The organism is Paenibacillus sp. FSL K6-1122, from assembly GCF_037977015.1.
GTDB classification, from domain to species: domain Bacteria; phylum Bacillota; class Bacilli; order Paenibacillales; family Paenibacillaceae; genus Paenibacillus; species Paenibacillus amylolyticus.
In genome coordinates this window covers 984,825-998,339 of record NZ_CP150272.1, presented here as the reverse complement: position 1 = coordinate 998,339, position 13,515 = coordinate 984,825, and the positions used below count along the sequence as shown (strand labels likewise).

11 protein-coding genes are annotated in these 13,515 nt (G+C 43.8%); 3 read left to right on the top strand and 8 right to left on the bottom strand.

Going from position 1 to position 13,515, the window contains the following annotated elements; genetic code table 11:
• Nucleotide 1: 1 nt before the first annotated feature.
• The 7 genes from NSQ20_RS04490 to NSQ20_RS04460 form a co-directional block, all read right to left on the bottom strand.
• Nucleotides 2-4,624 (bottom strand): amino acid adenylation domain-containing protein, encoded by a 4,623-nt coding sequence (locus tag NSQ20_RS04490; protein WP_340031933.1) that lies wholly within the window; start codon nucleotides 4,622-4,624, stop codon nucleotides 2-4.
• 342 nt (nucleotides 4,625-4,966) lie between these two features.
• On the bottom strand, nucleotides 4,967-5,959 hold the full coding sequence (locus NSQ20_RS04485) for a phosphotransferase (RefSeq protein ID WP_340031932.1): 993 nt from the start codon (nucleotides 5,957-5,959) through the stop codon (nucleotides 4,967-4,969).
• Between the two features lie 405 nt (nucleotides 5,960-6,364).
• Nucleotides 6,365-6,913 (bottom strand): hypothetical protein, encoded by a 549-nt coding sequence (locus NSQ20_RS04480; protein WP_340031931.1) that lies wholly within the window; start codon nucleotides 6,911-6,913, stop codon nucleotides 6,365-6,367.
• Nucleotides 6,914-6,917: 4 nt separating this feature from the next.
• Nucleotides 6,918-8,501, bottom strand: a complete 1,584-nt coding sequence (locus NSQ20_RS04475; RefSeq protein ID WP_340031930.1) for a glycosyltransferase family 39 protein — start codon at nucleotides 8,499-8,501, stop codon at nucleotides 6,918-6,920.
• Nucleotides 8,502-8,700: 199 nt separating this feature from the next.
• Nucleotides 8,701-8,910, bottom strand: coding sequence for a helix-turn-helix transcriptional regulator (locus tag NSQ20_RS04470; protein WP_340031929.1), 210 nt, complete (start codon nucleotides 8,908-8,910; stop codon nucleotides 8,701-8,703).
• A 260-nt stretch (nucleotides 8,911-9,170) separates the two neighbouring features.
• Nucleotides 9,171-9,662, bottom strand: a complete 492-nt coding sequence (locus NSQ20_RS04465; RefSeq protein WP_340031928.1) for an isochorismatase family protein — start codon at nucleotides 9,660-9,662, stop codon at nucleotides 9,171-9,173.
• Between the two features lie 3 nt (nucleotides 9,663-9,665).
• The gene (locus NSQ20_RS04460; protein ID WP_340031927.1) at nucleotides 9,666-10,052 is read right to left on the bottom strand and encodes a DUF1801 domain-containing protein; all 387 of its coding nucleotides are present in this window, start codon (nucleotides 10,050-10,052) and stop codon (nucleotides 9,666-9,668) included.
• 184 nt (nucleotides 10,053-10,236) lie between these two features.
• On the opposite strand from NSQ20_RS04460, the gene NSQ20_RS04455 reads away from it, so the two are divergent.
• Both NSQ20_RS04455 and NSQ20_RS04450 read left to right on the top strand, forming a co-directional pair.
• Nucleotides 10,237-10,557, top strand: coding sequence for a metalloregulator ArsR/SmtB family transcription factor (locus NSQ20_RS04455; RefSeq protein WP_017690570.1), 321 nt, complete (start codon nucleotides 10,237-10,239; stop codon nucleotides 10,555-10,557).
• A gap of 99 nt (nucleotides 10,558-10,656) precedes the next feature.
• The gene (locus NSQ20_RS04450) at nucleotides 10,657-11,739 is read left to right on the top strand and encodes a saccharopine dehydrogenase (RefSeq protein ID WP_340031926.1); all 1,083 of its coding nucleotides are present in this window, start codon (nucleotides 10,657-10,659) and stop codon (nucleotides 11,737-11,739) included.
• A gap of 115 nt (nucleotides 11,740-11,854) precedes the next feature.
• Here the strand turns inward: NSQ20_RS04450 and NSQ20_RS04445 are convergent, their stop codons facing one another.
• Entirely contained in the window at nucleotides 11,855-12,517 is a 663-nt protein-coding gene (locus tag NSQ20_RS04445; protein ID WP_036605988.1) for a SprT family zinc-dependent metalloprotease, read from the bottom strand.
• Between the two features lie 153 nt (nucleotides 12,518-12,670).
• Here NSQ20_RS04445 and NSQ20_RS04440 point away from each other — a divergent pair, with 153 nt between their 5' ends.
• Nucleotides 12,671-13,426, top strand: coding sequence for a GNAT family N-acetyltransferase (locus NSQ20_RS04440; protein ID WP_340031925.1), 756 nt, complete (start codon nucleotides 12,671-12,673; stop codon nucleotides 13,424-13,426).
• Nucleotides 13,427-13,515: the final 89 nt, after the last annotated feature.

The window sequence follows — 13,515 nt, the reverse complement described above, 5'->3', positions numbered from 1 at the left end:
CCTAAGATTTGATTTTGTTGAATTTCTTTTTGCTCTTACTGCTATTCAGCAACTCCATCTTGTACTCGTGGGCCATCACCTCCCAATCATGGCGTACAGCTTGAAGACTCCGTGAGGAATCAGCTGCAATCAGCTTCACTACAGCCATATAATCATGCAGAAATCTCTTCATGGTGGATTTGCCAAACAACTCTGTTTTGTATTCAACTACTGCATTCATGACATGGTCAGCCTCGATGAGATTCAACGTCAGATCCCACTTGCTCTTGCCACTGTGGCCCCACAAAATTTCATTCTGAGCAATATTCAGCCCTTCGATGTTGTACGTATTTTTGACATCAAGTACAAACCACGTCTGGAAGAACGGGGTCAGCCCGGAAGCACGATCCGGGTTCAGCAGTTCAATCAGCTTGCCGAAAGGCATCTCCTGATGATCAAATGCTTCAAATACCGTATTTCTAACGGAAACAATCTGGGCGTCTATGGACTGCTCGGGGTCCATGACCGTCTTCAAAGCAAGACTGTTGGAGAAATATCCGATCAATCTCTGCACTTCGGCACGGTTACGGTTTGCTACGGGTGTTCCCACGACGATCTCGGTTTCACCCGAGTAAAAGTACAGCAACATTTTGTAGGCGGTGAGCATGGTAATGTACAGACTGGCATTGTTTTTCATACCGGCCTTTTTGATCATTTCAATGGTTTGTATCGGAATTTCTGCGAGCAGAATATCTCCGGTATCCCCATTATTCAGCGAAGGCTCCCGGTCATACGGCAATACTTTCACCGATCGGTTAACGGTACTTCCCAACTGGTTGCGCCAATAATTCAGAACTGTCGGAAATTCGGCAGTCATCCATTTATTCTTTTGCCAATGTGAATAGTCGGAATATTGGATACTCAAATTCTCAGTTGCTGCATTTTCTCCCCTCAGATAAGCATTATAGTATGACCCCAGTTCAGCCATCAGAATATCCTGAGACCAGCCATCGAAGATAATGTGATGAAAATTAAAATAGGCAAAATATTGTTGTGCATGGATCCGATACAATCCAAAATAATACATCGGCCCGGTTTCCAGGTTGAACTGGTGTTTGGATTCTTCTTCAATTACACGCTTCAGACTGGCTTGGGAATTATCCCTCAGCGTATGCTGGACCTCAATGCCAAAAGGCTCGTAAGGCCTGATTCGCTGCACCGGTGTATTGTTTTCTACAACAAAATACGTTCTCAATACATCATGCCGCTGCACAATCTGATTCAATGCATAGATGTATGCCTCTTCCGAGAATGCGCCTTCAAAAAGGACATGTCCGGGAATATTATATTTGGTGCTCTTCCCCTCGAACTGTTCAACCAGCCACAGGGATTCCTGGTTGAATGACATTACACCTTTGAGTGACGGATCAACTCTGGGAATATCTGTAGACAGGAAGATCGGCTTGTCCATAATTCCGTTCAATACATCCACTTTGGATCTCTTCACTGTGTTTTGTTCCATGCTCATCATGCCTTCCTTTTCTTCCATGACCTGATCCAGATATGAACTTAAGGATTGGATTGTAGGGAAATTAAACATATCGTTAATCGAAAAATCAAAACCTATCTCGGAAAGTCTGGTATAGATCTGAATCAACTTAAGGGAATCACCACCCCGTTCGTAGAAGTGATCCGTCACACCCACCTCTTCCAGACCAAGAATCTCAGACCAGATGGTAGATATCGTCTGTTCCATGACAGTATTCGGTGCCACATACACATTTTCTTCATCCGATTGTGGCTTCTCTATCGATAACGCCAAGTAATCAATCTTGCCGTTAATGGTAAGTGGAATCGAAGACACCTTGATCAGATGTGTGGGAACCATATACTCCGGCAACAGAGATACCAGATTATCCCGTATCATCCTCCGGGTCACATGTGCATCGCTGACGTAATGAGCACATAACTGACGGGATTGCTGATCCGTCTTGACGCTTACAGCAACATCTCGGATTCCTTTGATCTTCAAGAAAGCTGCCTTGACCTCACCCAGTTCAATTCGATACCCGCGAATCTTCACTTGGTCATCCATTCTTCCGAGGTATTCCATCTGACCGTCTTCTCTTAACCTGCATAGATCACCTGTCCGGTACAATCTCTCGCCTGGATGATCCGGGTGTTCGACGTATTTTCTGCCCGTCAATTCGGGTTGGTTCAGATAGCCTCTGGTCACTCCGTCTCCCCCAACCAATAATTCACCCTGAACACCGACAGGAACGTATTGCAGTGATTGATCGAGCACATATATGGATGTGTTCTGAATGGGCTTGCCGATGGGCACATACTCCGTTTGGTCAACATGTGGATTGTAGGCATAGATCATACAGCCCACCACCGTCTCTGTCGGTCCATATTCATTGAAAATGGTAACCTCATGTTTGCTTTGCCGGGTAATATTCGCAGCCAGTGAAGCACTCAGATTATCGCCGCCCACAATAAATGTTCGGACATTGGATCTGTCCATAATGTTCATATCCTGAATCAATTGCAGATGAGCCGGCGTCAGCTTGACCAGATCCACTCGCGGATCCAGGACAACATCAGTAATCAATGCCTTGTTATGAGACGAATTGTATATGATCATTGTGTTGCCCGTAATTAACGGTGTAAAGATGGAGGTAATGGTCAGATCAAACGCGATGGATGAATACAGTGAAAAAGTCGTTTTACCTTCAGTAACATAGGTCTGACTCGCCCACCATAGATAGTTCGTCAATCCCTTATGCTCCACCAATACACCCTTCGGTGCTCCAGTTGATCCTGATGTGTAGATGACATAAGCCAGATCCTTCATATCTATAGTCAGATTCAGATTATCTGTTGGTATATGCCCATCATTTTCTTCAAGCAAGTCAATGACTTCTAGACCGTCCGGCAAATGAACAAGCTTATTAACCAGGACAAACCTTACCTGAGAGTCTTTCAAAATATGATGAATTCGCTCATCGGGATACTCGGGATCAATCGGAATGTAAGCACACCCGGCTTTCATAACAGCCAGAATCGCGATAACCATCTCCATACTGTGGGTTGCAATAATGCCTACCAGTTCTCGTTGCTTGATTCCTCTGCTGATCAATGTCGTAGCCAAGCCGTTAGCTCTGGCATTCAATTGTTCGTAGTTCATCTCCTTATCCCCCAGGATAAGTGCTGTATGTTGAGGGGTAGCAGCTGCCTGTTCTTCAAACAACTGGATGACCGTTTTGTCGCTAGGATAAGACGCCCTGGTATCATTAAACTCGGTTAGCATCGATTGTTTATCGGCTTCGCTTACAATACTGACCTGTTCAATTCTTTGTTCAGAATGCTCCAGAATGACTTCTGTAACCGTAAGAAACTGATCGAGCAGATTGTCCATGAACGATTCACTGAACAACTGGGTTCGATAATCCATCTGAAATATGATACGATCCTCATTGATTTTCTCAATAATGTTGATAAGCAGATCATTCGTCTCATGTCCGTTAAACTTGTTGTCCATATAGACATCGTGTCCTTGCATCTTGTCAAAGCGTTCTGGACGATAGACCAGTGATATGCCGAACAGTCTGTTCAGTTCCGGTAAGGAGAGCGACTCTCTCAGATCACGGATCAGCTGATTATACGGATATTTCTGATGACGCAATATTTCTTTTTGTTCATTGGAGATGCGTTGCAGCAAAGTGAACACGGTTTCAGAGCGTTCTACCCCGATCCTGACAGGTATGGTTGTGACAAACATGCCAATCATGTCTTTATCTGTTTTACTAGTACGGTTCGCGTAGTTGGTTCCAACGACCAAATCGGTTTGGTGAGTGAGTTTATTTAGCAGAATAGCTAGAGTTGAGAGAAAAAAGGTAAATACGCTGACATTCTTCTGACGACAGAAATCTTTCAAACGTACATACATGGAGTGATCCATATTCATCGTTTTTCTTCTGGCTGCGGTATGAGTTAGAAGGGGATTGTGCGCTTTCAGTTCCATAAATTCGGGAATCGTATGAAACTTCTCTCTCCAAAAGGCCTGATCTTTCACATAGCGTTTGGAAGCGAGATATTGTTGTTCACTATTTATATAGTATTCATAATCGTGAATCGTAGATTCAATCCTGCTTGTATTACCATCTTTCAGTTCGGCATGATAGGTTGCCGTAATCTCATTCGTCAACTGGAATAATCCCAGGCCATCACAGATGATATGGTGAACCTGAATGATGTATCCGTATTGTCCATGACCCTCATACGTATAAAACTGACATAGATCTTCACTATGTACATGAATCGGATGGTTACCCACATACTCAGTCCATGTCACACCGGTCAAGGCTGGATCTTCATGAATATGCTTGAGTGATCTGTACTCATAAGGTTGGATGTATTGTTTATTCTCACCTTGATCCAGTATAATCCGAGTTCGAAGCAGTTCGTTAGTCTTCAAAACCCTGTTAATCGACCGCTCTAACAAGGTGAAATCGATCGGTTCCGGTATGCTCATCTTGGATGTAATCATCCATACATCTGATTTTGGATATAACATTTCCATGTACCATATTCTTTGTTGATGCTCTGTTAAAGGATGCAGATCGACGCATACATTTCCCATCTAATTCTCCTTTATATATAATTTATCCTAAAATAAGTTAATTACAACTTATCATCCCACCCACATTTAATCAATAACTATTTTATTTGTTTTTTTAACAATTTTTTATATAATTCGACATCAAAATACCATTTTCAGCGTAGAAAGAATGAAAGTCCCATCCAACCTTTCTACAAGATTTCCACTTCCCTTTCATTATTCGGTAAAGTTCGAACAAAATGAAAAGCCCCGTGATCGATACAGAGGATCTGCATCTGACCGAGGGACCAATTTACGTGAATGATTCTTCCAAACTTCAGTGCTCATGGATCTTGACTAGCCTAGGGTGAATTGGAACAAATCTTAGCTGTCGACTACCTTTCCGAATTGCTCTGCCTTTTCTGTCATTATCCTCTCTAACCTCGCTCTTAGTCCGCTCATCCACTCCGGCTCATATGACCACTGCTCTGCAACAGATCGAAGCATACGCACATAACCGTACAAGTTGGCAAAACGGCGACAAGTGGGGAACATACTCTCCAGATCATAACGTTCTCCCACCTTGGACCAATACCCGTTCAGGAACAATTGTTTCTTCTGCTCCCATTGTTCAGGCTCGATCTCCTCACGTAGACTATCCAGACTCTGTTCCACGTCCATTGCGTACCAGTGATACATCGAGTCATCAAAATCAATGGCATAACAAGACTGGCTACCTTCGTCATAGAATACATTGTCCAGTTCAAAATCGTAGTGGATGAGACCGAAATTTTGCTGGGTCATCGGCCAAGTCGCAAAATACGTTCGAAGAAACTCCACCTCATTCAAAGCAGCCGTTTCACCAGAAGTACCCTTCAGGATCTCCTGCATCCAATCCAAAACATCCGTATAGATCCAGCGTTTCTTCTTCTGCTCAGGCATGAATGCGCGCGATAGATGATGCAGCTCACCCAATGCCTGACCATAGCTGTACAGGATGGAGTCATTCAAATCAATGCTTCCTAACTGCGATCCAGATACTCGCTTGAATACGGAAGCATAGTACGTTCCCCATGGGGTGTGAGCCTCTACAAGTTCCGTCCCTGAATGAGAAGGTACAGTCTCCATGGCTCCATACTGATTCGTTCGAAGATAACGGAGGAAATCCAATTCCGCGCTAAGGTTGATTTGATTTTTTTCCTCTACCGGGGCAAAACGAAGCAATCTCACTTCCCCCTGATCTCTGAACGGATACACGGCATTGGAGGATATGCGATAATACTGAAACATATCCAGCGACTCAGGATCATAACTCCAATTCTTTAGAATCATCTCGGCAAGGTCTTTATTTTGGAATAAATATTTTAATTTTAACATGGACATTTCTCCTTTTTGATCGTTTTAGGTGCATTGCTTGTAACCACCGAATGCCTATTTTTGCGCGCAAAAAGCCGCAGGCTATGCCTGCGGCTTTTAAAAATTCTGAGTGTATGAGAAATTTGCACAAGCAAATAAACCTCGCATACGCCAGAAAAAATGAGCAGTTATATCCCTATATATCGGCAGATCTCAGATCGGACTGGGAAACTGGATGTTTTCACCCTGCATCTGAATGGTCTGCCGGAATTATTCAGTTTATGCTTACCTTCATTGTAGTAATAGAACATACCATCTTAGACCGTCGTTTCATGACGCTCACTCCCTTCAAAAAACCAGTTGTTACCATAATAGCCGATAAGCCAAATGTAAGCAATTACAAAATGACGATAATCCCATCATTTTTTACTGGACAACTCTCACCCGTTCCACCGTCTCGGTGTTGTCCTTATACCACACCATCACGATGTTTTCTTTTTGAAGATCAGACACTTGAATGGACGAATTCGCACGTGGGCTGGAATTGCCCGAACCCGGCGTCCCGATGCCTTCAGTGATAACAAAATCATCACTTATATTCAATTTCATCTCCATTCCGGTATCCTTCCATTCCCTGCTTGGGGATGAGTTGTCCTGCACCTCAAGTAACGCCAGCGTCACTGTGTTCCCATTCACGGAGATGACTCTACCAGTAATGTCGGCATTCATCATCCCCTGCGTCATGCCAGGACTGCCTGTTCGATCATTCATGCCCGCGGTGCCTCTTCCACCTCTCGGTGTTCCTCCATTCATGCCCAGTCCGCCACCATTCGGCATACCGCCACCGTTCATGCCTTGCACAGAACTGGTCTTGGTAATATTCTGGGCGGTTATCACATCACAGGCCGTAAGCATAACCGAACATCCCAGCAGTAGGAGTAGCGTAACCGATGTAAAATATTTATTTTTTCGCATATGATCACCTTTTTCTCAGGGAATATCTCTCCAAGGTACCTTTACGATGAAATATGAAGTCATACGTATCTTTGAAACCCATATAGGACAGCACAACCAACACCGGATATACAGGGTAGATGTATCTCGACTTAATCTCCCACAGAATATAAAATCCGATGAATCCGAGAATGACCAGGATTAAGGAGACTTCATCATACCGTTTACGACGAATTCCACCAACCAACCGGATGGAAATAAAACAGTACATCAAGAAATTCATCACATATACAATCCAGAGCAAACCTGTCCGATAAGCCGAATCCCCTTGTAACAGTTCTGTTATCGCATTGGTGTAACTGTAGGAGCCCGCGATTCCGCCTCCCCTTCCTCTTCCGGCACCCATGGAACTTTCATTGCCGATTCCGTAGCGGTCCATCTGGTATGTCCCTTCGGTCCAGGTCCATATGATCTTTTTGTAATACATCTGCACCAACTCACTCGCACTTGCTTCAGAAAGCTTGTTGCTGATCTCTTGTTTGAACAATGCTGCGCTCTCAGCCTTATTGTAGTTGGCCTGCCTCTGATAGATCTGATAACTCTCCATATTGTCCCAGAAGCCAAAACGCTCCAGATTAATGCCCATATTCAGCCACATATAGACCGGTGCAGCATTCTCTCCGACAGGTTCGCTCACAGCACCGGAGGATTGAAGAACCGCATTCTGAGTCCAGGTTGGTACATTAAACAACATAGCCAGCACACAGATGAAAATGATGACTTTCTTCATTCCGATGCTCCGCATATTCAGCAGAATATATATGATGGCAGCGATTAGCACGATCACGCCAATGCTTCGGAAGTAATTGCCCATCGCGAGAAAAACGGCGGCAATGACGATGGTTTTCCAAGACTTTTCACGTACAAAACGAATAACAAAGTATAAACAAGATGTCAGAAATGCTGTGGCAATCACATCGTTATAGATCAGGTTGTTCAGGAATAGGGAAGGCAGGTACGTCACTGCAAAGATCAACACACCGTAATCACGTTCCGTAGACCTGTCATTCACTTGTTTATAAATAAGATAAATCATGAACGTTGTTAACGTTGAAAACAAAATATTAAATAGTTTGATGACCAGATAGTTGTCCGGAAACAGGTACAGCAATGTCTTCAGGTACAAGACGATCGAGTAGTTAAACGGGAACATGTACAGATAACCACCCGTTTCAAACGAAGAGTAATCTTGGTCATACAGCATGTTCATGGCGAGTGAGAGAACGGTCTGTGAATCATCAGTGGGCACTCTCGGAAATACAAAAATGATGATGATCTGAATGACCAGAGAACATAACAGCACAATCGGAATGACAACCTTCGGACTGTATTTGTTCAGCTTCAGACATAGAGCATATAACCCAACACCTGAACCAAGAAGCAAAAGAATGACCGGGAGAAAAATACTCCACTGCTGCATGCCCAAAATGGGATTGTCCCCATACAAGGCGTAGTTGTACTGTGCCCGAACCAACAAGGACGAAGCAATAAACACCGCAACAAACACGAGCAAAATGAGATAAAACGACTTATGCAGCACCTTAGACATGCAAAAACTCCTTTTCGAATACAGGATTCCGTGAGTATTATAATGGCTCTGGCTGAAAAATTGCTGAAAGGGAGTAACGCTTGCAGTCGGCGCAGATCAGTATGTGTACAAAAACAGAAAAAGACCGTCCCTTCGATAAGGTAACGGTCTATATGTCCATTTTTTGAGAAGTACAGTGCCTTAAGCTAATTGTTGAAGATCACTTCTCGTCCTTGATAAACTCAATGATATCCTGGACCTCACAATCCAAAGCCTCACATATTCGATTCAGCGTATCGAACTTCACACCATCGGTTTCTTCATTATATAATTTGGCAATCCCATTTCTATGTAATCCGGTTAGTCGGGATAAATCAGCAATATTAATTCTTTTCTCACCCATAATACGAGATAAATGAACCTTGATCATACGAATTCTCCTCCAAACTAAAATGCACACTGTGATGTTGACAAGGAATGCCTTATTCTGTCCAATACACACAAATAGACCGCTCCCCTCGCAAAAGGATGCGGTCTATTGTTGATCATCTTTCTAAGCGAAGCCCACCGCCCTTAAAAGCGGCTATTGCTCGGAGGAGTCGTGTTACCAGCACGGCTCTCTTTGCATTTTACGTCTAATCTGCTCTTATTATACCATACTCAAATCTCCGGCGTCACATGTAAACCACGCTAGATACGATACACTTCTTTATACTCATCCACATATAAAACTTCAATACAATTCGACCAATTCAAAATCGAACCGACAAAATCCTGAATATCCAGACCCGGCATCTCATACGTCTCCGCTGTGTTCACCGAACCTGTTGCGTCCTCAATCAAGGTTACCTTAAACCCTTCGTGTTCCGCTGTAATTGCCGTAAACAGACAACAATATTCCATGTTGAATCCAACAATAAATACATGTTCTACTTGATGCTCTTGTAGCCAAGTTCTTAGCTCCGGATTGCTGAAGGCACTTGGTTTGCTTTTCTCCATAACGGGATACTGACCCGTACCCATTATAATTTCCAGGTTCGCAGCATTTTTATAGAACAGTGAAGAAGCCTCCTGATCGTAATCTACATGTTTCATGTATATGATTGGCTCATGTTGCTGTTCAAAATCAGCGATAACCGCTTCAATCTTGCCCAACTGAGCTGTGAGATCCGTTTTTACCATTTATCACTTCTTCTGCTTCTTCTCCCGAGCTTTTTCCACATTTTCTTTCACTCGATACTCCACAATCCGGCGAATGAGATCCTCGGGCAATGGCTGATCCAGCGGAAACTGGACAGACCCCTTTCCCCCTTTATACTTGGAGAGTTCCTCCTGGAAAGCTTGAATTCCCCTGGGAGCAGGGTAAAACCCAATATGATGCTGGTAAGCGGCAAAATGAACCAAATTCCCATGCTGTGCATACGTAGGCATCTGGTAACTGATCTTCTCTTCGGCGTTCGGAGCCGCTTCACGAATAATCTGTCTTATTGCCTGTAATCTCACCTGTACATCAGGTGCAAATTCTGAGATATATTCATCTACCAGCACCGAATAATGGTTACTCTCAGCCATCTTGGACTCCTTCCACCACGGATACATCAATGGATTCGTGGTACGGGCATATTTGTTTATATTGTACTTCAAATGGACAAGCGGAACAGCTATTTTCCTGCAACTTGGAATGTTAAATTTGATTTTTAAGTGAACTAAGCCTTATAATATGTTTAAACAATTAAACATTATAACGGAGTGAGCCATGAACGAGTCGATGGGTAACCAAAAAGTTATTGATATTTTCGAGAATCTAAGTCCTTATCTTCAAGGTTTGGGAGACCCCGTTCGCCAGCGAATCATATCGCTGCTCATTGATCAAGAGAGCATGAACGTATCACAGATTGCAGAGCATGTCCCCATGTCACGCCCTACGGTCTCTCATCACTTGAAAATATTGCGTCAATCCGGGCTGTTATCGGTTCAGAAAAAAGGTACAGAGATGTATTACAAGCTGGAGTTCAACGATGCGATCGAATTACTCAAACAGCTCGTTCATCTCGTGGAAGTGGAATGTCAGAGCTAGCGCATACCGCGCTGGTGTACTGCATTCCTTTTCTTCACTCTTATATGTTCAATAGTTTAAACATATAAGTACATAAACATATCAACGGAGGTATATAGAATGATTAGAAAAAGAGTTCTTATCGCTGGAGGTTATGGTGCTGTAGGTGCACAGCTTGCCCGCATTTTGCATGACAGGCATCCTGATCTGGAATTGGTACTGGGAGGCCGTTCTGCGGGTAAAGCAGCACCTTTTCCATCCAATCGTGTCCAAACGGTTGTTGTTGATACCCATGCAGACGATCCACTGATTCACGCAGGAGAGAATATATCGCTAATCATTAATGCAGTGAACGATCTGGATGATCGGCTACTGGTATCGGCAGTGCGGAGAAAAATTCCACTTATCGATATAACACGCTGGACTGAGGTGTTCAATCAAGCGATCCGTACAATAGAGCAGGAAGAGCTTCATGCTCCGGTAGTGCTGTCCTCTGGATGGATGGCAGGAACGGCGTCACTCTTTGCCATGATACTTTCTAACTCTCTGCAACATGTCGAAGTAAACATTCATGCCCTATGGTCGCTGCGGGATAAGGCCGGCCCTGATTCGGCAGCCTTCATGGACCGGATGAGTATTCCTTTTCAGATAACCGAATCCAATACACATCGACTCGTCTATCCCATGACAGATCCGATCAAAGTTCATTTCCCGAACGGGTATACGACTCCATGTTACAGATTGGATACACCCGATCACGTCACATTACCTCATACCAGTCATATTGATTCAACCAGCTTCCGCATTGCATTCGATAGTAAAGTATCTACCTATGCACTCACGGGACTGGTTAAAACTGGAGTATGGAAGATGATCAGCGGTGAACGTTTCAAGCCATTCCGGCGAAAGTTGCTCTATAATCCAGGAACTGGGAGTGCACATCATCTGGTCATTCAATTGAAAGGATTGGATGCAAAAGGGAATGAGGTTGAACGAACGATGACGGTCTCTGACCCAGTTGGTCAGACCCATATGACTGCACTTGGCGCTGCGGTTCAAGCCGAGAAGATACTATTGATGCCAACGGACAAGCCTATGTCTCCAGGCGTCTATTATCCTGAGCATCTGTTCGATGATCGAATGGACATGGATGCGGTTACTCATTTTTTCACACAATACGGCGTTCAAGTAACCCACTCCTGATCCAGACATAACAAAAAATCCGCGAAGCCGCTCACTGCAAACAGTGGGACCTTCGCGGATTATACGAATAATAATGGAGGGATCTATCGTATCAAGTACAAACTTGGGTCTGGAATTATAGTGTCATAGCCCGACCATTTCGCATCAGGTAATCTTCTTTTGTTTTGTAATCCGGCATGATGCTACCGATCCGCCGCCAGAAGGAGCGATCATGATTCATGTGGTGAATATGGCACAGTTCATGAATGATGACATAATCCATCACTTCCAGTGGCGCCATCGCCAGGCGATAATTGAACGTAAGCTTTTTGTCCCAGCTACAACTGCCCCACTTGGTGGGAGAATCTACGATCTCTACTGACTTCGGCTTCACCTTCAACTCTTGCTGATAACGTCCGATGCGCTCCCCAATCATACGTTTACACTCGGCAAAATAAAACTTCTTCAGATTCGCTCGCAGCTCTTCTTCTGTCAGCCCCTCTACAGGGATTAAGTCATGCAGTGCATGCTCCTTGCCAAAAAGCAGGAACTTCCCTTTGCCCTCATCTTCGTATTCCTTGGCTTGAGGACCGTCAAGCGCTCGCTGCATCAGTGCGGATTTCTTCAAAATCACATCCCCATGCTGCTCTACAAGTTGCCGGATCATGTCTTCACTGGTACCATTGGGTGCTTTTATTGTTACCATATAAGGTAAGTCCATCGTGATGGACACTTTCTTGCGTTTACCGTATTGGATATGACAGTTAATGCTGTGATTATTTAATTCTATAGTTAACATAACGCGCTCCGCTTCTGAAGTTATTCATTCAACCAAATTAAATTGTATACCATCTCCGGCTATAATGCATACTGTTCGGCGATATATATGTTTGTGTTGTATTTTTATACACAATTATGTATTATTATTTAATTATAAAATCGGAGGTTGGATATGACACATACCATAGATTCAGAATATAAAACCATTGAAGAACTATCGCTTAACCACTGGCAACCCTTGTCCACCTTATTATATGACGGCTGGGTACTGCGTTTTGCCAAAGGATATACCAAACGTGCCAACTCCGTTCAACCTATCTACGACTCCACTCTGGATGTGCATAAAAAGATTGAGGAATGTGAGCGCATCTATGCCTCCAATCAGTTAAGTACCATATTCAAAATCACGCCGTTTATTCAGCCGGATCATCTCGACCAGCTTTTGCAAGACAAAGGGTATACTGTTGTGGATCTGACTCGTATCCAGATCAGGAGCCTGGAAGAGATCAAAGAGCCTGCACACCAGGCTGTACAGATCGACGAACAGTTGACCACAGCGTGGCTGGATCATTTTTGCAGGTTAAATCAGGTGAATGATCTGCAACGGGAAACGACGGAACTTATGTTGAACAATATCCGCACACAGGTAGGTTTCATCTCGCTGTTGATCGATGGGCAAGTCGTCGCTTGTGGGTTTGGTGTCATCGAACGTGGCTATATCGGGTTGTATGATATCATTACAGACGCTAACTTTCGAAATCGGGGACTTGCTGAACAGATGATCTTGCATCTATTGCATTGGGCAAAAAAACAAGGTGCTACCTCCAGTTACCTGCAAGTGGTTGCGAATAATGCACCTGCCTTGAAACTTTACGCCAAGCTGGGTTATTCAGAGATTTATAGCTATTGGTACAGAGTCAAAGAATAGAGTGTTTGCTAATCAAGCTTAGCTTGTGGATTCTTTCATCATATTCAGTCTGACAAACGTATCAATTCAAAACAACATCTTGAAAGCAA